This is a genomic window from Pseudomonas chlororaphis subsp. piscium, from assembly GCF_003850345.1.
In the GTDB taxonomy this organism is placed as follows: Bacteria; Pseudomonadota; Gammaproteobacteria; order Pseudomonadales; family Pseudomonadaceae; genus Aquipseudomonas; species Aquipseudomonas piscium.
In genome coordinates this window covers 1,234,388-1,255,101 of sequence record NZ_CP027707.1, presented here as the reverse complement: position 1 = coordinate 1,255,101, position 20,714 = coordinate 1,234,388, and the positions used below count along the sequence as shown (strand labels likewise).

At 62.9% G+C, this 20,714-nt stretch carries 18 protein-coding genes; 5 read left to right on the top strand and 13 right to left on the bottom strand.

Annotated features, from left to right (window positions below; all coding sequences use genetic code 11):
- The first annotated feature begins 114 nt into the window (after positions 1-114).
- Positions 115-1,314 carry a CaiB/BaiF CoA transferase family protein gene (locus tag C4K38_RS05650; RefSeq protein ID WP_053277592.1) on the top strand — a complete coding sequence of 400 codons (1,200 nt, stop codon included), beginning with the start codon at positions 115-117 and terminating at the stop codon, positions 1,312-1,314.
- 66 nt (positions 1,315-1,380) lie between these two features.
- Positions 1,381-2,250 (top strand): TIGR02285 family protein, encoded by an 870-nt coding sequence (locus tag C4K38_RS05645; RefSeq protein WP_414860338.1) that lies wholly within the window; start codon positions 1,381-1,383, stop codon positions 2,248-2,250.
- 167 nt (positions 2,251-2,417) lie between these two features.
- Here the strand turns inward: C4K38_RS05645 and C4K38_RS05640 are convergent, their stop codons facing one another.
- Complete coding sequence (locus tag C4K38_RS05640) at positions 2,418-2,702, bottom strand: DUF3509 domain-containing protein (RefSeq protein WP_037004520.1); 285 nt, start codon at positions 2,700-2,702, stop codon at positions 2,418-2,420.
- Between the two features lie 476 nt (positions 2,703-3,178).
- Here C4K38_RS05640 and C4K38_RS05630 point away from each other — a divergent pair, with 476 nt between their 5' ends.
- Positions 3,179-3,841, top strand: a complete 663-nt coding sequence (locus C4K38_RS05630) for a response regulator (RefSeq protein ID WP_053277590.1) — start codon at positions 3,179-3,181, stop codon at positions 3,839-3,841.
- Positions 3,842-3,849: 8 nt separating this feature from the next.
- Here the strand turns inward: C4K38_RS05630 and C4K38_RS05625 are convergent, their stop codons facing one another.
- The 6 genes from C4K38_RS05625 to xerD all read right to left on the bottom strand — a co-directional run bounded on the left by C4K38_RS05625 (position 3,850) and on the right by xerD (position 13,640).
- Complete coding sequence (locus C4K38_RS05625; RefSeq protein WP_053277589.1) at positions 3,850-5,094, bottom strand: EAL domain-containing response regulator; 1,245 nt, start codon at positions 5,092-5,094, stop codon at positions 3,850-3,852.
- Positions 5,095-5,184: 90 nt separating this feature from the next.
- Positions 5,185-8,760 (bottom strand): ATP-binding protein, encoded by a 3,576-nt coding sequence (locus C4K38_RS05620; protein WP_053277588.1) that lies wholly within the window; start codon positions 8,758-8,760, stop codon positions 5,185-5,187.
- Between the two features lie 155 nt (positions 8,761-8,915).
- Complete coding sequence (thrC, locus tag C4K38_RS05615) at positions 8,916-10,325, bottom strand: threonine synthase (RefSeq protein ID WP_053277587.1); 1,410 nt, start codon at positions 10,323-10,325, stop codon at positions 8,916-8,918.
- 62 nt (positions 10,326-10,387) lie between these two features.
- The gene (locus tag C4K38_RS05610; RefSeq protein ID WP_009047147.1) at positions 10,388-11,692 is read right to left on the bottom strand and encodes a homoserine dehydrogenase; all 1,305 of its coding nucleotides are present in this window, start codon (positions 11,690-11,692) and stop codon (positions 10,388-10,390) included.
- A gap of 131 nt (positions 11,693-11,823) precedes the next feature.
- The gene (locus tag C4K38_RS05605; protein WP_053277586.1) at positions 11,824-12,555 is read right to left on the bottom strand and encodes a thioredoxin fold domain-containing protein; all 732 of its coding nucleotides are present in this window, start codon (positions 12,553-12,555) and stop codon (positions 11,824-11,826) included.
- Between the two features lie 188 nt (positions 12,556-12,743).
- Positions 12,744-13,640 (bottom strand): site-specific tyrosine recombinase XerD, encoded by an 897-nt coding sequence (xerD, locus tag C4K38_RS05600; protein ID WP_053277585.1) that lies wholly within the window; start codon positions 13,638-13,640, stop codon positions 12,744-12,746.
- A 107-nt stretch (positions 13,641-13,747) separates the two neighbouring features.
- Here xerD and C4K38_RS05595 point away from each other — a divergent pair, with 107 nt between their 5' ends.
- Positions 13,748-15,553 carry a cation:proton antiporter gene (locus C4K38_RS05595; protein ID WP_053277584.1) on the top strand — a complete coding sequence of 602 codons (1,806 nt, stop codon included), beginning with the start codon at positions 13,748-13,750 and terminating at the stop codon, positions 15,551-15,553.
- Positions 15,554-15,622: 69 nt separating this feature from the next.
- Here the strand turns inward: C4K38_RS05595 and C4K38_RS05590 are convergent, their stop codons facing one another.
- The 6 genes from C4K38_RS05590 to ffh all read right to left on the bottom strand — a co-directional run bounded on the left by C4K38_RS05590 (position 15,623) and on the right by ffh (position 19,697).
- A complete protein-coding gene (locus C4K38_RS05590; RefSeq protein ID WP_025806556.1) occupies positions 15,623-16,036 on the bottom strand; it encodes an acyl-CoA thioesterase in 414 nt (137 codons plus the stop codon).
- A gap of 91 nt (positions 16,037-16,127) precedes the next feature.
- Positions 16,128-16,478: a 50S ribosomal protein L19 gene (gene rplS / locus C4K38_RS05585; protein ID WP_009047143.1), complete on the bottom strand. Its 351-nt coding sequence runs from the start codon at positions 16,476-16,478 to the stop codon at positions 16,128-16,130.
- Between the two features lie 45 nt (positions 16,479-16,523).
- A complete protein-coding gene (trmD, locus tag C4K38_RS05580) occupies positions 16,524-17,234 on the bottom strand; it encodes a tRNA (guanosine(37)-N1)-methyltransferase TrmD (protein WP_231998626.1) in 711 nt (236 codons plus the stop codon).
- 44 nt (positions 17,235-17,278) lie between these two features.
- Positions 17,279-17,815, bottom strand: a complete 537-nt coding sequence (rimM, locus tag C4K38_RS05575; RefSeq protein ID WP_007927679.1) for a ribosome maturation factor RimM — start codon at positions 17,813-17,815, stop codon at positions 17,279-17,281.
- 5 nt (positions 17,816-17,820) lie between these two features.
- A complete protein-coding gene (rpsP, locus tag C4K38_RS05570; protein WP_007927680.1) occupies positions 17,821-18,072 on the bottom strand; it encodes a 30S ribosomal protein S16 in 252 nt (83 codons plus the stop codon).
- Positions 18,073-18,320: 248 nt separating this feature from the next.
- Positions 18,321-19,697: a signal recognition particle protein gene (gene ffh, locus C4K38_RS05565; RefSeq protein WP_007927681.1), complete on the bottom strand. Its 1,377-nt coding sequence runs from the start codon at positions 19,695-19,697 to the stop codon at positions 18,321-18,323.
- A gap of 198 nt (positions 19,698-19,895) precedes the next feature.
- Between ffh and C4K38_RS05560 the strand changes: the two genes are divergently transcribed.
- The gene (locus tag C4K38_RS05560; RefSeq protein WP_007927682.1) at positions 19,896-20,708 is read left to right on the top strand and encodes a cytochrome C assembly family protein; all 813 of its coding nucleotides are present in this window, start codon (positions 19,896-19,898) and stop codon (positions 20,706-20,708) included.
- Positions 20,709-20,714 lie beyond the last annotated feature (6 nt).

The following is a 20,714-nucleotide window of genomic DNA, read 5'->3' as shown; positions in this document are numbered from 1 at the left end:
TCTAACCGATGCACGAGCCAATCCACGAATCGCGCACCATCATCCTTTGGCGAGGGAGCGCCGGGCTATGTTAAAACGCTCTACCGTCCAATCTTTGTCCTACAAGGATCTTCCATGCCGCTTACCGCCAAACCCCTTGCCGGCCTGAAAATCGTCGAACTCGGTACCCTGATCGCCGGCCCGTTCGCCTCGCGCATCTGCGCCGAATTCGGCGCCGAGGTGATCAAGGTCGAATCGCCCGATGGCGGCGACCCGCTGCGCAAGTGGCGCAAGCTGTATGAAGGCACTTCGCTGTGGTGGTTCGTCCAGGCGCGCAACAAAAAGTCCCTGACCCTGAACCTCAAGCACCCGGACGGCCTGGAGGTGCTGAAGAAGCTGTTGGCGGAAGCCGACATCCTGATCGAGAACTTCCGCCCCGGGGTCCTGGAGAAACTCGGCCTGGGCTGGGACACCCTGCACGCGCTCAATCCCAAGCTGGTGATGGTGCGCCTGTCCGGCTTCGGCCAGACCGGGCCGATGAAGGACCAACCCGGGTTCGGCGCGGTTGGCGAGTCCATGGGCGGGCTGCGCTACATCACCGGTTTCGAGGACCGTCCGCCGGTGCGCACCGGCATTTCCATCGGCGATTCGATTGCCGCCCTGTGGGGCGTGATCGGCGCGCTGATGGCCCTGCGGCACCGTGAGGTCAACGGTGGCCAGGGCCAGGTGGTGGACGTGGCGTTGTACGAAGCGATCTTCGCCATGATGGAAAGCATGGTCCCGGAGTTCGACGTCTTCGGTTTCATCCGCGAACGCACCGGCAACATCATGCCCGGCATCACGCCCTCCTCCATTCACACCAGCGCCGATGGCAAGCACGTGCAGATCGGCGCCAACGGCGATGCGATCTTCAAACGCTTCATGCAGGTAGTCGGCCGCGACGACCTGGCCAACGATCCGGCCCTGGCCAGCAACGACGGCCGCGACAGCCGTCGCGACGAGCTGTACGGGGTCATCGATCGCTGGGTCAATTCGCTGCCGCTGGAGCGCGTGATCGAATTGCTGAACCAGGCGGAAGTCCCCGCCAGCCGTATCTTCAGCGCCGAGGACATGTTCAGCGATCCGCAATTTCTCGCCCGGGAAATGTTCCTCCAGGCCAAGCTGCCGGACGGCAAGGCATTCAAGATGCCCGGCATAGTGCCGAAACTCTCGGACACCCCGGGCTCGTCCGAATGGGTCGGCCCAGCGCTCGGCGAACACAATGCCCAGGTGCTGGGCGCCCTGGGCTACGACGAGCAACAGATCAAAGGCCTGCGTGACAACGGCGCGATCTAGTTTTGAAAACGATGCTTTTTACCGACAAGGATCAGCAGCCTGATGACCCCATGCCGTAGCAGGCGAATGATTCGTGGCATACGCCTGTTGTCGATGCTGCTGGTGCTCGGCGCCTGGTCACCGGCCAGCCAGGCCCGGGACACACTGATCTGGGTATTGCGCGACCTGCCGCCGATGACGATTTTCGAAGGTCCGCAAAAAGGCCGGGGCGTGATCGACCAGGCCCTGCCCGCGCTGCTGGCCAGCCTGCCGGAGTACGACCATCAGTTCGTGCACGTCAACCGCGCCCGGGCCATGCAGATGCTCCGGGAGCTGCCCTTCGTCTGCGACCCGGCGCTGCTGTTCACCCCGCAGCGGGCGCAATGGCTGGCGTTTTCCATCACCACTTTTCGCATGTTCAGCAACGGCCTGGCGGTACGCCGCCAGGATCGTCCCGGCCTGCTGCCGTTTATCCATGACGGCCAGGTCGACCTGGGCGCGCTGCTGGTCAGCCCCCTGCACAATGTGGGCGTGGTGGCCGAACGCAGTTATGGCGAACCGATCGACAGCCTGCTCAAACAGGCTCCGCTCGGCACGCTGATCGCCCACTACGGCAACAGCGCCATCGGCAACCTGCTGCAGATGCAACGCCACGGGCGCCTGAAAGCCCTGATCGGTTACCAGACGGAAATTCGTTTCCAGGCACGACAGCAAGGCATCGACCCCGATGACCTGGAGTTCTACCCGATCCAGGGCATGCCCAAGTATCAATCGGTGAACGTCGGCTGCTCGAACACCCCGCAGGGCCGGCAGGCGGTGGAGCGCATCAACCGGGCGCTGCTCGAACTGCGCCCGGACACTTTGCTGGAGCTTTATGCCCAATGGCTGGAACCGTCGCTGCGCGAGCAATACCGCAGCGATGCCCTGGCATTTTTCCACGACGCGCCGCAGCGCTAGAAAATCCGGGCAAAAAGAAACCCCGAGCAGTGGGGAGACGGCTCGGGGTTAAACCTGGTCTGAAACCAGACCCGTGCAACAAGCGACAAGCACCGGAGCACAATGCTCGATCCTGTTGCCAAGGGTCTGACTGATGGGCTGAAGCGAAGGTTCCCGAAAATTTCCAATCAGCGTGCGCTGTCGAACGCCTTCTCCTGGGCCACATTGCGCAAGGCCGCGATGACACAGGGTTCCAGGCGACCTTCGGCGATCAATACGTCGCGATGCAGGCCGTCGACGACATCGGTCAACTGGCGCTTGTCGGTCAACTGGGCCTGACTGAATTCACGCTCGACCACTATGGCCCCCAAGGCATTCTTCAGGGTCACCAGGCATTCCCCCTGCGCGCGGGGGGTCAGAGTTACCTGATACGGGCTCAAGGCTTCACCCAACAATAGGCTGATACTTTCCATCTCGATCACCACTCAATAGCTGGAATTAAGGCTCGAATACACCAATGCCGGTAGCTTTCTGGCATTCAAGTGACCATCGCCCAGAGAAGAAAGTTCGCAACCGCCGAGGGTTGCCGACCTGAGTTGATCCAGCATGCCCGCAAAACATGACAGATAAAAAACAGCCCATATCAGACTAGAATCGGCACTTCAAACCAGAAACGAACGCGAGGGTGCCGGCTGATCGATCAGCGCCTCGACCTTCTTGTAGCGCGATACCGCCTGTTGGCAAGAGTAGCGCCGAGGGTCGATCCGGACCGGCATCGCAACCTGCTCCCGGGGCGGATTTTCAGGCCTTGTGCAGGTCTTTCTGGCAGGTGGGGGTGTGGCCATGGGGGCCCTCTCCTCAAGCGGTTGGCAAAGCCCGGCGGCGCAGCGATGACGGTTGCCCGGCTGCAGGGCCTGTCCGAAATGCTGCCTTCTCACCGGAGCGAGTCTTGAATCAAACATCCAATAAAAAACTGCGGATCGTCCTGGCCGACGACCACCCGATTTTTCTCATCGGCCTGCGGGCCGTCCTGGAGCGCGACTACAACCTGGAGATCGTCGGCGAAGCCAGCTCCCCGACAGCCCTCATCGAACTGCTGCAAAGCTGTCCCTGCGAAGTACTGGTCACCGACTTCATGATGCCGGGGGAACAGCAGAACGATGGCCTGCGCCTGATCGAGCAACTGCGCCGGCATCACCCCGAGCTGCCGATCGTGGTAGTGACCATGCTCAACAATGCCGGGCTGTTCCGCTCGATTCTCGACCTGGGCGTCATGGGCCTGCTGAGCAAGGCCAGCCTGGCCGATGAACTGCCGGCGGCGATCAGCCATGTGCGCCGGGACAAGGTGTTCGTCGCCCAGGCCATCCAGCAACTCCTCAGCCTGGCGGGCGAGGTCGGGCCGGACCGCTTGTTGTCCGGGGAACAGCTGTCGCCCCGCGAGCTCGAAGTGATCCGCCTGCTGGCGGCCGGGATGACGGTCGGGGAAATCGCCGCGAAGCTCAGCCGCAGCAAAAAGACCGTCAGCACCCAGAAGGTCAGCGCCATGCGCAAGCTCGGCCTGTCCAGCGCCGCGGCGCTGTACATCTACGTGCAGGAACACGGGCTCGCCTGAGTACGGGCTCAGCCAGCCAGTTCGTCGAGGTCGTCACGCAAGCGCCGGGCGATCCACTGGCGCACGGCGACCGCGCTCATGGGTTCGGCGATGAAGCAGCCTTGCAGGCGCGCCTGCCCCAGCTTTTTCGCCGCCTCATAGTCGGCGGCGCTCTCGATACCGGCCAGCACCAGGCCCAGCGACATGCGCCGGGCCATGCTCATGGCGCCGGCCACCACCGCCGACTTGCGCTCATCGGCCGCCAGCCCGCAGACGAAGGCCGGTGGGATCTTCAGCTCGGTGAACGGCAGCTCCAGCAGACGCTGCAGGCTGGTGCCGCCGGTGCCGAAGTCGCCAATCGACAGCTTGCAGCCGATCATGCGCAGTCGCAGCAAGGCCTCCACATGGGCGGTATCGGTTTGCAGCTCGGTGGTCTCGACGATTTCCAAGGTCAGCAGCCGTGCCGGTACTTCAAAACGGCGCAGCAGGGCTTCCAGCTGGCGCGCGAAGTTCGGCAGTTCCAGCATGCCCACCGGGATGTTCACCGAGATCGCCAGCGAACGGCCCATGACCAGGCGCACCCCGGCCGACAGCTGCATGGCCTGCTCCAGCATGAGCCAGGTGAAGGCCTCCTCCAGCCCGGCGAACTCGATCACCGGCAGGAACTCGGCGGGCAGCATCAGGCCATGCTCCGGGTGCTGCCAGCGCGCCAGCGCCTCGACGCCCTGGACCTCGCCGTCCTGGCTGACCACCGGCTGAAAGTGCGCGACCCCATGGCGCAGTACCGCCGCCTGCCCTTCCTCGGCAGTCGGCACTTCAGGCTGGAATACATCCAGCCCCAGGGTTTCGCGCACCTGGGCCAGAGACAAGGCTTGCGGGCCCGGCTCGAAACATTGCTGGTACAGGCTCAGCAGTTCATTGACCAGGGTGACCGAGGCCGGCTTGGGCAGGCAGCCCAGCACATTCAGGCCCTGCTGTCGGGCCATGGCCGCGGCGCCTTCGCGGACATCCGCTTGCGCGTCGCTGAGAATGATCAGCGCCTTCGCCCGTTGTTGCTCCGCCAGGTAACGAATCAGTTCCAGCCCGTCGGCCTGCTCCAGGTACAGATCGCAGATGGCGATGTCCACCGGCCCCTTGCTGTCCAGGGATTGCCGGGCGGCGGCAACGCTTTCGGCGTTCAACACGTTGAACACGCCGTTGGCGTTGAGCATCTGGTGCAGGGCCATCAACTGGAACGAATTGTCTTCAAGAACGAGCACTTTCAACGAGTGCATGCAACGACCTCCGATACGGCGAGAGCGGCGAGAATCCGCAGCGGGCCGGTACGTTAATCGCAGAGGGCAGGTCGCCCCATAAGACAAGTCTTAATCGCTACCCAGGTGCGGCTCGATATCGCTGCGCAAGCAGCCGATGGCTTCCTTAAGACGCAGCCAGTGCTCCGCCAGCACCGCCGTCGAGCGGGCCCGGGCAACGGCCTCCAGCTCGATGCAGACCTGGGCCAGCGGCAGCGCGTCGATCAGGCAGCACACACCTTTGAGGCGGTGCGTGGACGCGCCGATACGCCCCCAGTCCTGCTCCAGCACCGCCGACTCCAGGGCCGCCTGCTCCTGCCCCAGGTTGTTCCACAGCTCGCGCAGCATGCGTTGCAGGATCGGCTCGTCGGCCTGGGTCATGGTGCGCAGGGTCTGGATGTCGAAGGATGGCGGCGGCAAGAAGCGCGCAAGCATCTGCGCCAGCCGGTTCAGGGTCACCGGCTTGACCAGCAGCTCATCCATGCCGGCCTGCTCGCAGCGCTGTTGTTCATCCTCGAAGGCATTGGCGGTGCAGCCGATCAGCGGGCAGGCGTCATGCCCTTCCCGGGCCTCGATCTCACGTATCGCTTCGCTCAGCTGATAACCGCTCATGCCCGGCATGTGGCAGTCGGTCATCACCAGGTCGAACGTCTCGCCCTGCCAGCGCGCCAGCGCCGCCTCGGCACTGTCGAGCGCCACCACCTTGTGCCCGAGGAACATCAGTTGCTGGCTGAGCACCATGCGATTGGCCCGCACGTCGTCGACCACCAGCACCGACATGCGACGGCTCTGCGGGCGTTCGCTGGTCACCTGGGGCGACTGGCTGAAAGCCTCGACCACCTGTTCCGGGTAGAGTTCGAGGGTCACGGTGGTCCCCATGCCGGGTTGGCTTTGCAGCAGAATACGGCCGCCCATCAGTTCCACCAGTTGCTTGCAGATGCTCAGGCCCAGGCCGGTTCCGCCCTGCTCCGGCGTCGTCTGCACATGGGCCTGAATGAACGGATCGAACAGGCTCGCCTGCTTCTCCGGGCTGATACCCGACCCGGTGTCGGCCACGCTGATGCACAAGCGGTCGGCGCCATGTTCATCGGCCTGGCGCTCAACGGACACCCGCACCTCGCCGGCCTGGGTGAACTTCAGGGCGTTGCTCAGCAGGTTGTGCAGCACCTGGCGCAGGCGCAATGGGTCGAGCCAGTAGAACCCGTCCGCCGCCTTGTCGAAGGCCAGCGTCAGGTGCAGCCCCTTGTTGCGCGCGGTGACCTCGAACAATTGCTGTATGTCTTCGAAGAAGCCTCGCAGGGCCACGGTCTGCGGCGCCAGCTGCATATGCCCGGCCTCGATCTTGGCCAGGTCGAGGTTGTCGCCCATCAGGCCGACCAGCTCCTGCGCCGACTGATAAGCCACGCGCAAGGCATCGGAAAACGGCATGCCGCGCAGGCGTGCCTGTTCCTTTTCCAGCTCCAGCAAACCGATGATCGCGTTCATCGGCGTGCGAATTTCGTGGCTCATGGTCGAAAGAAAGGCGCTCTTGGCGTAGTTCGCCCGATCCGCCGCGCGACGCGCCTCCAGCAGCTCCTCCTCGAGACGCTTGCGCTCGGTGATATCGATCCAGCCCCCCAGCAGACCCTGCAACTCGCCCTGGGCACTGTAGAACGGCACCGTCCATTGATAGACCTGCACCGGTCCGTTCCTGGATTCGATCTGACGGTCGGCGAACACCGACGCCTGGGACTCCAACTGCTCCAGGAACTCGCAGTGCAGCTGTCGGGCCGTGGCCTCGGGCAGCACGTCCAGCTCGGTCAGGCACAGCCCCTTGATCTGCTCCAGGTGCATGCCGGTCTGGGTTTCGTAGCTTTTGTTGCAGGTGATCAGGCGCCCGGCCAGGTCGCGGACGAAGATCGGGTTGGGGATGCCGTCGAGCAAGGCGCGCTTGAACGCCAGCTGGTCGTTGAGCCGCTGCTCGGCTTGCAGGCGTTGGCGGATCTGCCCCTTGAGCCGGGTGTTCCAGGCCAAAGACAGCAAACCGAACAGGATCGCGGTGAAGGTGACCCAGTAGATCCACACCGGCACCCGCTGCCACATGGGCACCGGCACCGGCGTCACCCCCAGCCATTTCAGGCGGATGGCGCTGAGCTCGGCCACCGGGAAGGCTTCCAAGGCCTTGTTCAGGATACTCAGCAGCTCGGGCTGATCCCGGCGCACCGACAACTCGTCGGCCGACCACTTGCCCTCGACGCTGCGACCGATGCGCAGCCCGTTCGCCGGGTAGCCCTGCACCTCGACTTCGTTCTGGATGGTCGCGTCGGCTTCGCCGCTGGCCACCAGGGCCCGCGCATCCAGGTAAGTGTCGACCAGACGCAGGTGGACCTTCGGGTAGTTCTGCCGGACGTAACTCTCCAGCGCATGCTTGGCCGGAAGCGCCAGCACCTTGCCGGCCAATTGGTTGAAGGTATTGAGCTGGATGTCGTCGGCGCGGACCACGAACACCCAGGCCGAGCCGCCAAAGGCATGGGTGAAGTCGAGGAAGCCACAGCGCTCATCGTTGGCCGACAGCGTGGTGTTCATCTGCGCCCGGCCCTTGAGCAGCAGGTCCAGGGTGTGGGCCGTGGAGAAGGTTTCCTCCTGGACGAACTGCAGGCCGGTCATGCGCGAAATCCGGCTGAGCAGGTCGATGTTCAACCCGGCCCACTGGCCGTCCTTGTCCTTGAACACGTAGGGCGGAAACTGCTGGGACGCCACCACCACATGCTGATGTTCGAGCAGCCAGGCGCGCTCCTGCTTGCTCAGTTTGATCCGCTCGTCGCCGGTGCTGGCGCCCAGCCCGGTGGTCCAGCGGGCCAGGATCTCCCGCCGCGTGGAGTCGTCGATACTCTGTAGCGCCTGTTCGATCAGGCGGCCGAGCAGCGGGTCGGTCTGGCGCGTGGCGAAGGCAAAGCCGATCGGCGGCAGCCGGCTTTCAGTGCGGACCTGCAACCCCAGGTAAGGGCGCAGCGCCTTGTAGGCACGGACGATCACTTCATTGCCGATAAAGGCATCGACATCCCCCTGTTTCAGGGCTTCCAGGCCGCTGTACAGATTGGGCGAAAGAATGATCTGGCTGTTGGGATAGGCGGCATGGGCGATCTTGGCGTCCGCATAGCCCTCCAGCAGCACCACTTTCTTGCCGGCCAGGTCTTCGGGCATTTCCGCCTCGTCCCTGCGCACCACCACGACTGCGCGGTCGGGCATGTAGTCACTGGAAAAATGCAGCCCCGCGGCGCCACGCTCGTAGCCGTTGGCGCTGGTCAGGATGTCGATCGCCCCAGTGCGCAACGCTTCCACCGCCTGTTCGCGCTCGGAGAACCCCAGGACTTCCAGGGACACGCCCAGGCGTTCGCCCACCAGGCTCAGGTAGTCGGCGCTGATGCCCTGGTAACGGTTGCGGTCGCGGGTGATGTCGATCGGCTGATAGTCGTCGATCGAGATGCCCACCTTCAAGGTGCCATGGCCCGCCAGCCATTGCCGTTCGGCCGGTGCCAGGGTGAGCGGCTGCAGCTCGACGAAGGCCGGCACCAGCTTGAAGGGCAGGTTCTGCGCCGCCATCAGGCACGGGGCCAGGGACAGCATCGCCAAAACCATCAATGTGCGGAAAACCGGGCGCAGCAACATAAGCATCCTGTGAGTGATCCTCGACGCGGCGTCGCTCTGTCCTTGTGCTCTTTCCTTGAGCCCCGTCCTTAGAAGCCGCGCCGCGATAAACAGCCTGTGTATAAAAAGACAAGGCCCGTCAGAGACGGGCCTTGTTGACGATCGATGCCACTCGATCAGAGCGGTTTGCCGCGATTGCCGTGCTGGCTGACGAAGGCCTGGACAGCCTTCAGGTCGTTGGCCAGGACGGTGCAACGCTCTTCGCGCTGGAACAGATCGGACAGGTGCGCCGGCAACTCCAGGGCCTTGCCGACCCCGGCCTGCTCCACCGCTTCCGGGAACTTCACCGGATGCGCGGTGCCCAGCACCACCATCGGGATGTCCAGGCTGCGACGGCACTCACGGGCGGCTTTGACGCCGATCGCGGTGTGCGGGTCGAGCACTTCGCCGGTCTGGGCGAAGACTTCGGCGATGGTCTCGCAGGTCTGGGCGTCGTCCACGGCCAGGGAATCGAACAGCTTGCGGGCTTCGGTCCAGCGCTCCTGCTCGACGCTGAAACCGCCACCTTGCTTGAAGGAATCCATAAGCGCGGCCAGCGCGGCACCGTTGCGGCCGTGCAGGTCGAACAGCAGGCGCTCGAAGTTCGACGAGACCATGATGTCCATCGACGGCGACAGGGTGGCGTGCAGGGTTTCCTTGACGTACTGGTTGCCGCTCATGAAGCGGTGCAGGATGTCGTTGCGGTTGGTGGCGACGATCAGTTGGTTGATCGGCAGGCCCATGTTGCGGGCCAGGTAACCGGCGAAGATATCGCCGAAGTTGCCGGTCGGTACCGAGAACGCCACCGAACGCGCCGGGCCGCCCAGCTGCAGGGCCGCGTGGAAGTAGTAGACGATCTGGGCCATGATCCGCGCCCAGTTGATCGAGTTCACCGCCACCAGGCGAGTGCCTTTGAGGAAGCCCTGGTCGGCGAAGCTGGCCTTGACCATTTCCTGGCAGTCGTCGAAGTTGCCTTCGATGGCGATGTTGTGGATGTTCTCACCGAAGATGGTGGTCATCTGCCGACGCTGCACTTCGGACACACGGTTGTGCGGGTGCAGGATGAAGATATCGACGTTGTCGCAACGCTTGCAGCCTTCGATGGCGGCCGAACCGGTATCGCCGGACGTGGCGCCGATGATCACCACGCGCTCGCCGCGCTTCTCCAGCACGTAGTCCAACAGGCGACCCAACAGTTGCAGGGCGAAGTCCTTGAACGCCAGGGTCGGGCCGTGGAACAGCTCCAGGACCCACTCGTTGCCGTTCAGCTGGCGCAGCGGGGCAATGGCGTTGTGGGAAAACGCACCGTAGGTTTCCTCGAGGATTTTCTTGAAGTCGGCATCCGGAATGCTGCCGGTGACGAATGGGCGCATCACCCGGAAGGCCAGCTCGTGATACGGCAGGCCGGCCCAGGAAGCGATTTCCTCCTGGGTGAAACGTGGCAGGTTTTCCGGTACGTACAGGCCGCCGTCGCTCGCCAGGCCGGCCAGCAGGACGTCTTCGAAATTCAGGGCCGGTGCCTGGCCGCGGGTGCTGATGTAACGCATGACTGGCTCCTCTAAAAAGAGTTCTCAAGCGGGAGCCGCCGGGGCTCCCGCAACGAAGCGGATTAGTTCAGGTGCTCGACGCGGATCCGTACGACCGGACCGACCACGCCCTGCAGGGCCTCCAGCGCGGTGATCGCATCGTTGATGCGCTGTTCCACCACACGGTGGGTCAGCAGGATCATCGGCACCAGGCCGTCGTGTTCCTCGACCTCTTTCTGCATGATCGACTCGATGTTGATGCCACGCTCGGACAGGATGCTCGCCACCTGGGCCAGTACGCCCGGGTGATCCTTGGCCTGGATCCGCAGGTAGTAGGCACTTTCGCAGGCCTCGATCGGCAGGATCGGGTGCGCCGACAGTGAGTCCGGCTGGAAGGCCAGGTGCGGCACACGGTTTTCCGGGTCGCTGGTCATGGCGCGAACCACGTCCACCAGGTCGGCGATCACCGACGAAGCGGTCGGCTCCATGCCGGCGCCGGCGCCGTAGTACAAGGTCGAGCCGACGGCGTCGCCGTTGACCATCACCGCGTTGAACACGCCATTGACGTTGGCGATCAGGCGATCGGCCGGGATCAGCGTCGGGTGCACGCGCAGCTCGATGCCGGCATCGGTACGGCGGGCCACGCCCAGGTGCTTGATGCGATAGCCCAGGGCCTCGGCGTAGTTCACGTCGGCGGTGGTCAGCTTGGTGATGCCTTCGGTGTAGGCCTTGTCGAACTGCAGCGGGATACCAAAGGCGATGGACGCCAGGATGGTCAGCTTGTGCGCAGCGTCGATGCCTTCGACGTCGAAGGTCGGGTCGGCTTCGGCGTAACCCAGGGCCTGGGCCTCGACCAGCACGTCTTCGAAGGTGCGACCCTTCTCGCGCATTTCGGTGAGGATGAAGTTGCCAGTGCCGTTGATGATCCCGGCCACCCAGTTGATGCGGTTGGCCGCCAGGCCTTCGCGGATCGCCTTGATGACTGGAATACCACCCGCCACGGCGGCTTCGAACGCCACGATCACACCCTTCTCACGGGCCTTGGCGAAAATTTCGTTACCGTGTACGGCGATAAGCGCCTTGTTGGCGGTGACCACATGTTTACCATGCTCGATGGCCTTGAGTACCAGCTCGCGGGCAACGGTATAGCCGCCCATCAGCTCTATGACGATGTCGATCTCAGGGTTCGTGGCCACTTCGAACACATCGTTGGTAATCGCAATACCGGTCGTTTGGAACTGAGGCTTTGGCGTGCGCATGGCAATTTGTGCCACTTCGATTCCACGCCCGGCACGACGAGCAATTTCCTCGGCGTTGCGCTGAAGTACATTGAAGGTACCGCCACCGACGGTACCCAGCCCACAGATGCCCACTTTGACCGGATTCACTCTGAACTCCCCATGAAACGGCCGACACTAGGTCGGCCGTGGAAAACAGCCGCAAACCACACGGCTCTCTATTAATGACGCGTCGGCCACAACCGCCGCGCCATGATCGTCAAAGGCTCGACGACGCAGGATTATTTCGCGCCCAGCGCCAGTTTGGCGACTTGTGGCGCAGGCTGGTAGCCCGGAATCACTTGGCCGTCGGCCAAAACGATGGCCGGCGTACCGTTCACACCGATCGACTGGCCCAGGGCGAATTGCTTGGAAACCGGGTTGGCGCACTTGGCGGCCTTGATTTCCTTGCCATCGACCATCTTGTCCATGGCCGCTTTCTTGTCGGCCGAGCACCAGACCGCCTGCAACTGCTCGTCGCCCGGCGAACCCAGGCCCTGGCGCGGGAAGGCGACATAACGCACTTCCACGCCCATCTTGTTCAGCTCCGGCACTTCGGCGTGCAGCTTGTGGCAGTACGGGCAGGTGGTGTCGGTGAAGACGGTGATGTGGGTCTTGGTTTCGCCGATGGCCGGGTAGACCACGGTTTCAGCGACCGGAATGGCATTGATCAGCTTGGCCACGCCCAGGCGCTCGGTTTTTTCGGTCAGGTTGACCGGCTTGCCGTCCTTGAGCTGGAACAGGTAGCCCTGCATCACGAACTGGCCGTCGGCGCTGGCGTACAGCACTCGGCTGCCCTTGAGCTTGACTTCATAGAGGCCGGGCAGCGGGCTGGCGCTGATGCTTTCTACCGGGACTTCGAGTTGCAGGCCCTGGAGGCTTTTACGAATCGCTTTTTCGGCGGCGTCATCGGCCATAACAAAGGTACTGGCCAACGCAACGGCTGCGGCGGCGATAATCTGGGTCACGCGCATTGGGAACTCCTGAAGGCGGACAAATGGGACGGTCAGAACGCCCGTACTGGAACACCGGGTCATAACGGCCCACTTTGCAAACCGGCAAAGCCTACCACATAAGGCCCGCCTGGCGGGCTCCCGCTGAGCCAAGCCGGTCATTTGCCGATCGGCGCGGAGCCGCTGCCGGGTCATGACCGACACCTCACTCAACCGCGGGGATGGTGCTTGGCGTGCAGGTCCTGCAAACGGGCCCGGGCGACATGAGTGTAGATCTGGGTGGTCGACAGGTCGCTGTGGCCGAGCAGCATCTGCACCACCCGCAAGTCCGCGCCGTGGTTGAGCAGATGGGTGGCGAAGGCGTGCCGCAAGGTATGGGGCGACAGCGACTTGCCGATCCCGGCGACCTTGGCCTGATGCTTGATCCGGTGCCAGAAGGTCTGCCGGGTCATCTGCTCGCCGCGCAGGCTGGGGAACAGCACGTCGCTGGGCCGCCCGCCGAGCAGCTCGCCACGGGCATCGCGCATGTAGCGCTCGACCCAGACAATCGCTTCCTCGCCCATCGGCACCAGGCGTTCCTTGCTGCCCTTGCCCATCACCCGCAGCACGCCCTGTCGCAGGTTGACCTGCTCCAGGGTCAGGCTGATCAGCTCGGTCACCCGCAGGCCACAGGCATACAGGACTTCGAGCATGGCGCGATCGCGCTGGCCGATGGCCTCGCTGAGGTCGGGAGCGGCCAGCAGGGCTTCGACATCAGCCTCCGACAGGGACTTGGGCAACGGCCGCCCCAGCTGCGGCATATCGACTTGCAGCGTGGGGTCCACGGCAATCAGTTTTTCCCGCAGCAGGTAACGATAGAAGCCACGCACCCCGGAGAGAAAACGCGCGGTCGAACGCGGCTTGTAGGCTTGCTCTACCCGCCAGGCGAGGTGGTCGAGAATCAGCTCGCGGCCGGCACTCACCAGCTCCAGCCCCTTTTCCTGCAGCCAACCGTTGAACAACGCCAGGTCGCTGCGATAAGCCTCGCGGGTGTTGTCCGAAAGGCCCTTTTCCAGCCATAGCGCATCGAGGAAACGGTCTATCAGGGGATGGTCGATGGCGGGCATAAATACTCGAAAGGCGCGGGCTTGAGGCCGGGCGCAAATAAATAGTGAACTGTGCAGAGGGTCGCTAGTCTTTCATAGCCCGCTATTTCAAGGAACAGGGAGCTTCAATGAACGAGCAACAGATTCTGTTGGCCTTTGGCGGCATAGGCGTGGCGGCAGTAGGCTGCCAATGGCTGGCCTGGCGCCTGAAACTGCCAGCCATTCTGTTCCTGCTGTTGAGCGGCATTCTCGCCGGCCCGGTCCTGGGCTGGCTCGACCCACAAGAGTTGTTCGGACCGCTGCTGATGCCGCTGGTGTCGCTGGCGGTGGCCTTGATCCTGTTTGAAGGCAGCCTGACCCTACACCTGTCGGAATGGCGCGAGATCGGCAAGGTGGTGCACCGGCTGGTGACCATCGGCGCCCTTTCGACCTGGGCGGTGATCACCCTGGCCACCCACTGGCTGCTGGGTTTCGACTGGCTGCTGGCGCTGCTGTTCGGCACCTTGACCCTGGTCACCGGGCCCACCGTGATCGTGCCCATGCTGCGGGTGGTCCGGCCCAAGGCGTCGATCGCCAACATCCTGCGCTGGGAAGGTATCGTCATCGACCCGATCGGCGCCCTGCTGGCGGTGGTGGTCTACAGCTTCATCATCGCCAGCGCCGAGGGCCAGGGCCTGCAGCACAGCCTGATGACCTTCGGCGGGGTGATCCTCTGCGGCAGCCTGTTCGGCATCGTCGGCGGTTGGGTGCTGGGCACCGTCATGCGCCGCCAGTGGCTGCCGGAATACCTGCACAACCTGGCCACGCTCGCGGCGGTGCTGGGCATCTTCATCGGCGCCAACCAGGTGATGCATGAGTCCGGGCTGCTGGCCGTGACCCTGATGGGCATGTGGATGGCCAACATGAAGGACGTCGACGTCCGGCACATCCTGCACTTCAAGGAAAACCTCAGCGTGCTGCTGATTTCCGGGCTGTTCATCCTGCTGGCGGCGCGCCTCGACCTCAACGCCCTGATCGCTCTGGGGCCGCTGGTGTTGATTCTGCTGCTGGTGATCCAGTTCATCGCCCGGCCCTTGAACGTGCTGCTGTCCACCGCCGGCTCCAACCTGAGCTGGCGCGAGCGCGCCTTGCTGGCCTGGATCGCGCCGCGGGGCATAGTTGCCGCGGCTGTCTCGGCGATCTTCGCCATTCGCCTGGACCAGGCCGGCCATGAAGGCGCGCTGTTGCTGGTGCCGCTGACCTTTGCCGTGATCATCGGCACCGTGGTGCTGCAAAGCGCCACCGCGCGGCCGCTGGCCCGCCTGCTGAAGGTCGCGGAGCCGGCGCCGAGCGGCTTCCTGATCGTCGGGGCGAACGCTCCGGCGCGGACCATCGGCAAGGCCCTGCAACAACTGGGCAGTCGCGTGCTGCTGACCGATTCGAGCTGGGAAAACATCCGTGCCGCGCGCATGGACGGCCTGCCGACCTACTTCGGCAACCCCGCGTCGCAACACGCCGATGCCCACCTGGATCTGGTTGGGCTTGGCCATCTGCTGGCGCTGTCGCCCTCCGGCGAACTGAATACCCTGGCCTCCATGCGCTTCCGTCATGACTTCGGCCATCAGCGCCTGTTCGGCCTGGCCAACAGCCAGGAAAGCCGGCGCACCGACAAACACCGAGCCAGCCATGAACACCGCGGGCATCTGCTGGGTAGCGAGGCGCTGTCCTACAGCAAACTGGCCAGCCTGCTGGGACAGGGTGCGGAGTTGTACAGCACCAACCTGACCGAGGGTTTTGGCTGGGAGGATTACCAGGCGCTGCATGGTGAGCGGGCGACCTTGCTGTTCGCTCGCGACAACAGCGGCTGGGTGCATGTGGTGACGCCGGGCAGCGCCCTCAAGCCCACAGCGGGCTGGACCCTGGTGGCCTTGATTCAGAAGGATACGACGGCCTGATAGCCCATCGCGGACAAGCCTCGCTCCTACAGAAGGGTGAAATCCCGCAGGAGCGAGGCTTGCTCGCAATCAGTCCGCAAACCCCGGCAGCACCGGCACCGGGCGCTTGTCGTCATCGATGGCGACGAAGCTGAACAGGCCATGGATGGCCTTCTCCCGACCATCGCAACTCATGCTCTCGACGAAGACTTCAACCTCGACCTTGAGGCTGGTATTGCCGACCTTCACCACCCTTCCCACCAGCTCGACGATGGAGCCCGCGGCAATCGGGTGATTGAAGTCGATACGGTCGGTGGACACGGTGACCAGCGGCAGCCGGCAGAAACGAGTCGCGGCGATGAACGACACTTCGTCCATCCAGGCCAGCGCCGTGCCGCCGAACAGGGTGTTGTGGTGATTGGTGGTCGACGGGAATACCGCCTTGGTCACGCGGGTGACCGACAGCTCGGTCCGGCGTTGGATTTCTTGCTCGCGGGGGCTCATGGTTCTACTGCCTGAAACACAATTCGGGGATAAATGACGGGCAACAAAAAAGCAGCCCGTAGGCTGCTTTTTTCTGCATCGGAAGCTGGACTTAAGCCAGTTTTTCCTTGATGCGAGCTGCTTTACCCGACAGGTCGCGCAGGTAGTACAGCTTGGCTTTACGTACGTCACCGCGACGCTTGACAGCCATGCTGTCGATTTGCGGGCTGTAGGTCTGGAAAGTACGCTCTACGCCAACACCGTTGGAGATTTTACGAACGGTGAATGCACTGTTCACGCCGCGGTTACGCTTGGCGATTACAACGCCTTCGAACGCTTGCAGACGGGAACGATCGCCTTCCTTCACTTTCACCTGAACGACAATGGTGTCGCCCGGGGCAAAGGCTGGGATCTCTTTGGTCATCTGCTCTGCTTCGAGTGCAAGGATGATTTTGTTGGTCATGCTGTGCTCCTAAGGTAAATCGTCGGATCTACCATCGATACGTTGTTAACTATCGTCCCGCTCGCAGATGTATTCCTCGAGCAGCTTCTTCTCTTCTCCAGAAAGCGAGCGGCTTTCCAGAAGATCGGCGCGTCGTTCATAGGTCCGACCAAGGGACTGCTGTAAACGCCAACGCCGGATGTGTGCGTGGTTGCCACTCAGCAACACGTCGGGAACACGCTGATCCGCATACACCTCCGGTCGGGTGTAGTGCGGGCAATCCAGCAGACCATCCGTGAAGGAATCTTCCTCCGCGGAATCCGCATGCCCTAAAGCTCCGGGCAGCAGTCGCGTAACCGCATCAATCAGGACCATCGCCGGCAGCTCGCCACCGGAGAGTACATAGTCGCCAATCGACCACTCTTCATCGACATGAGCTTCAATAAAACGCTCGTCAATGCCTTCATAACGACCGGCAATCAGGATCAATGCATCCTCATTCGCCAACTCGCGTACCGCCGACTGAGTCAGTTTGCGGCCTTGGGGCGACAGGTAAATCACCTTCGCGCCCTCCCCGGCTGCCTGCCTGGCCTGAACCAGAGCATCTTCCAGGGGCTTGATCTTCATCACCATGCCCGGGCCACCGCCAAATGGGCGATCGTCCACAGTGTGATGTCGATCCGTGGTGTAGTCTCGCGGATTCCAACAGGTCAGCTGCAAGAGCCCCTGTTTCACCGCGCGGCTGGTTATGCCGTAGTCGCTGATGGCGGAAAACATCTCGGGAAACAAACTGATCACTTCTACGCGCAGGCTAGCCACGTTCAGAAGTCCGCGTCCCAATCCACCTTCATCTCGCCCGCTGCCAGGTCGACGGCCAACACGCATTGCTCGGTATAGGGCAACAGGCGTTCGCGATCATCCAGGCTGCCAGCGCAAGGCTTGACCACCATTACATCGTTCGAGCCGGTCTCCAGCAGGTGATCGATCTTCCCGAACAGTTGTCCGTGAGTGTCGATGACCTTGAGACCTTGCAGCTGGTACCAGTAGTACTCGCCGTCGGTCAGTTCAGGGAACAGGTTACGCGGCACGCAGATCTCATAACCGGCCAGAAGACGCGCTTCTTCACGATCATCGAGACCCTTGAGCTTTGCGACCAGGAATTTTTCATTCCCGCGTCCGCTGACCAGCTCAACCTGTTTCACGCTACCTTCGCGCTTGAGCGTCCAGGTTTTGTAATCCAACAGGTTTTTAATCGGATCAGTAAAGGAATAAACCTTCACTTCGCCGCGAACGCCGTGAACAGAGTAGATTTTGCCGATAACGATCAAATCATCAGCAGGAGCAGGCGTCGCGTTCATAGGGTTCAGGCTGCAGCCTTAGCCGATTCCTTCAACAGCTGAGCAACGCGCTCAGACGGTTGTGCACCAACGCTCAGCCAGTAGGCTACGCGCTCTTGGTTCACGGACAGGCGGACTTCTTGACCACGAGCGATCGGGTTGAAGAAGCCAACTTGTTCTTTGTGCGAACCGTCGCGTGGGTTGCGGCTGTCGGTCACGGTCAAGTGGTAAAACGGGCGCTTTTTGGAGCCGCCAAGGGCAAGACGGATTGTTAGCATGTGAACATCGTTCCTGTAGTCGGTGCTGCAAATCTAAATGCACAGCGGGCATGGGTGCCCGAAAGGCCGCATATTCTAAGGAATATCCGGACTTTTGCAAATGACTTTTTCCGGCGCCTACCGGCTGCCATCCAGATTTGCTATAGGGCCGTTGGCAACAACGGCGAGTCAGCTCCCGCCAAACGCGGGTTTGCTGGAGGTCCCGCGTCCCCGCGGGAAACGCCGGCATGGCTGCCGGCGCGGATTCTTCAGATCTTCGGCATGCCGCCGCCGGGCAACATCCCGCCCATGCCGCGCATCATTTTCGCCATTCCGCCCTTGGCGGAGAATTTCTTCATCATCTTCTGCATCTGCTTGTGCTGCTTGATCAAGCGACCGATGTCCTGCACCTGGGTGCCGGAGCCCATGGCGATCCGACGCTTGCGCGAACCGCTGATCAGCTCAGGGTCGCGGCGCTCGGCCGGGGTCATGGAGTTGATGATGGCTTCCATCTGCTTGAACTGCTTCTCGGCTGCGCCCTGGGCATTGCCCATTTGCGCCAGGTTCACGCCACCGATATTCGGCAGCTTGTCCATCAGGCCGCCGAGGCCGCCCATGTTTTTCATCTGTTGCAGCTGATCGCGGAAGTCTTCGAGGTCGAAGCCTTTGCCTTTTTTCAGCTTCTTGGCCAGCTTGTCGGCTTTTTCCTTGTCGAGGGTCTGTTCGGCCTGCTCGATCAGGCTGAGCACGTCGCCCATGCCGAGGATGCGCGAAGCGATACGCTCAGGGTGGAACGGCTCGAGCGCCTCGCTCTTCTCGCCCATACCGATGAACTTGATCGGCTTGCCGGTGATCGCACGCACCGACAGCGCGGCACCGCCACGGGCATCGCCGTCGACCTTGGTCAGGATCACGCCGGTCAGCGGCAGTGCGTCGCCAAAGGCCTTGGCCGTGTTGGCGGCGTCCTGGCCGGTCATGGCGTCGACCACGAACAGGGTTTCCACCGGCTTGACCGCCGCGTGCAACGCCTGGATCTCGTCCATCATGTCGGCGTCGATGTGCAGACGACCGGCGGTGTCGACGATGACCACGTCGATGAACTTGAGCTTGGCTTCCTTAATAGCTGCTTCGGCGATCGCGACCGGCTTCTGGCTCAGGTCGGACGGGAAGAAGGTCACACCAATGTCGTTGGCCAGGGTTTCGAGCTGCTTGATCGCCGCCGGACGGTAAACGTCGGCGGACACCACCATCACGCTCTTCTTCTTGCGCTCTTTAAGGAAGCGCGCGAGCTTGCCGGCGGTGGTGGTCTTACCGGCGCCCTGCAAACCGGCCATCAGCACGACGGCAGGCGGTACGGCGCTCAGGTTCAGGTCTTCGTTGGCCGCGCCCATCAGGCTTTCGAGTTCGGCCTGGACGATCTTCACGAACGCCTGGCCCGGGGTCAGGCTGCGCGACACTTCAGTGCCGACGGCACGTTCCTTCACCGAGTTGACGAAGTCCTTGACCACCGGCAGGGCAACGTCGGCTTCGAGCAACGCCATGCGCACTTCGCGCAGGGTGTCTTTGATGTTGTCCTCGGTCAGCTTGGCCTTGCCGGTGACATGGCGCAGCGTCTGCGAGAGACGGTCGGTTAGGTTTTCAAACATGCGCGATCCTTTCAGGCCCTAAGTAGACCGAGGTAATGGCGGCTCGGGCCCCTTATATAAAGAGGTGCTCCGTGGGCAGGTCGCGGATTATAGCGAAGACTGCGTGCGGCGCACAGCCGCCGTCTGGTTGCGCGGTCTTTCGTGTTTTGGCGGTTCTATGCCAAACTCAACGACTTTCGGGCTTGCCTAACAGGATTTATGCTCCCCTTGTCACCCAGCTTGCTAACCACTCTCGCCGCCGCCTGTCTCTATGCCGCTGCGACCCTCTATCAAGGCACTCGTCTGGCCCAAGCCGCCAAGACGAACAAGCGCCTGCTGGTCTCGCTCGGCATCCTTGCCCTGCTCGCCCACAGCGCCAGCCTGCTGACCCACCTGATGACGCCCGTGGGCCTGGGCCTGGATTTCTTCAGCGCCGCCAGCCTGATCGCCGCCGCGGTGATTGCCCTGACCCTGCTGGCCTGCTCGCGCATTCCGGTGGAGAACCTGCTGGTCCTGCTGTTTCCGCTGGGAGCGCTGACCGTGCTGCTGGCGCAGTTCGTGCCCACCGGCACGGTGCCGGTGATCGACGAAGAACCGGGCATCCTCGCCCATATCCTGCTGTCGATCCTCGCCTACGGCATGTTCACCATCGCCGTGTTCCAGGCCCTGTTGCTGCTGGTGCAGGACCACCAGCTCAAGCACAAGCACCCGTCCGGGCTGATCAAGAACTTTCCGCCGCTGCAGACCATGGAAAGCCTGCTGTTCGGCTTCCTCTGGGCCGGCTGGACCCTGCTTTCGCTGTCGCTGATCTCCGGCTGGCTGTTCGTCGAGAACCTGTTCGCCCAGCACCTGGTGCACAAGACCCTGCTGGCGTGCCTGGCCTGGGTGGTGTTCAGCGTGCTGCTGTGGGGCCGCAACCGCCTCGGCTGGCGCGGACACAAGGCGATTCGCTGGACCCTGGCCGGTTTCTGCCTGCTGATGCTGGCGTACTTCGGCAGCAAGCTGGTCCGTGAATACATCCTGCACATCTGACGAGCG

What these genes read in the sequence shown, in the direction of transcription:
- C4K38_RS05650 (WP_053277592.1), top strand. Translation starts at nt 115, where the DNA reads ATGCCGCTTACCGCCAAACCCCTTGCCGGCCTGAAAATCGTCGAACTC.
- C4K38_RS05645 (WP_414860338.1), top strand. Translation starts at nt 1,381, where the DNA reads ATGATTCGTGGCATACGCCTGTTGTCGATGCTGCTGGTGCTCGGCGCC.
- C4K38_RS05640 (WP_037004520.1), bottom strand. Translation starts at nt 2,702, where the DNA reads ATGGAAAGTATCAGCCTATTGTTGGGTGAAGCCTTGAGCCCGTATCAG.
- C4K38_RS05625 (WP_053277589.1), bottom strand. Translation starts at nt 5,094, where the DNA reads ATGCACTCGTTGAAAGTGCTCGTTCTTGAAGACAATTCGTTCCAGTTG.
- C4K38_RS05620 (WP_053277588.1), bottom strand. Translation starts at nt 8,760, where the DNA reads ATGTTGCTGCGCCCGGTTTTCCGCACATTGATGGTTTTGGCGATGCTG.
- thrC (WP_053277587.1), bottom strand. Translation starts at nt 10,325, where the DNA reads ATGCGTTACATCAGCACCCGCGGCCAGGCACCGGCCCTGAATTTCGAA.
- C4K38_RS05605 (WP_053277586.1), bottom strand. Translation starts at nt 12,555, where the DNA reads ATGCGCGTGACCCAGATTATCGCCGCCGCAGCCGTTGCGTTGGCCAGT.
- xerD (WP_053277585.1), bottom strand. Translation starts at nt 13,640, where the DNA reads ATGCCCGCCATCGACCATCCCCTGATAGACCGTTTCCTCGATGCGCTA.
- C4K38_RS05595 (WP_053277584.1), top strand. Translation starts at nt 13,748, where the DNA reads ATGAACGAGCAACAGATTCTGTTGGCCTTTGGCGGCATAGGCGTGGCG.
- C4K38_RS05590 (WP_025806556.1), bottom strand. Translation starts at nt 16,036, where the DNA reads ATGAGCCCCCGCGAGCAAGAAATCCAACGCCGGACCGAGCTGTCGGTC.
- rplS (WP_009047143.1), bottom strand. Translation starts at nt 16,478, where the DNA reads ATGACCAACAAAATCATCCTTGCACTCGAAGCAGAGCAGATGACCAAA.
- trmD (WP_231998626.1), bottom strand. Translation starts at nt 17,234, where the DNA reads ATGTTTTCCGCCATCAGCGACTACGGCATAACCAGCCGCGCGGTGAAA.
- rimM (WP_007927679.1), bottom strand. Translation starts at nt 17,815, where the DNA reads ATGAACGCGACGCCTGCTCCTGCTGATGATTTGATCGTTATCGGCAAA.
- rpsP (WP_007927680.1), bottom strand. Translation starts at nt 18,072, where the DNA reads ATGCTAACAATCCGTCTTGCCCTTGGCGGCTCCAAAAAGCGCCCGTTT.
- ffh (WP_007927681.1), bottom strand. Translation starts at nt 19,697, where the DNA reads ATGTTTGAAAACCTAACCGACCGTCTCTCGCAGACGCTGCGCCATGTC.
- C4K38_RS05560 (WP_007927682.1), top strand. Translation starts at nt 19,896, where the DNA reads ATGCTCCCCTTGTCACCCAGCTTGCTAACCACTCTCGCCGCCGCCTGT.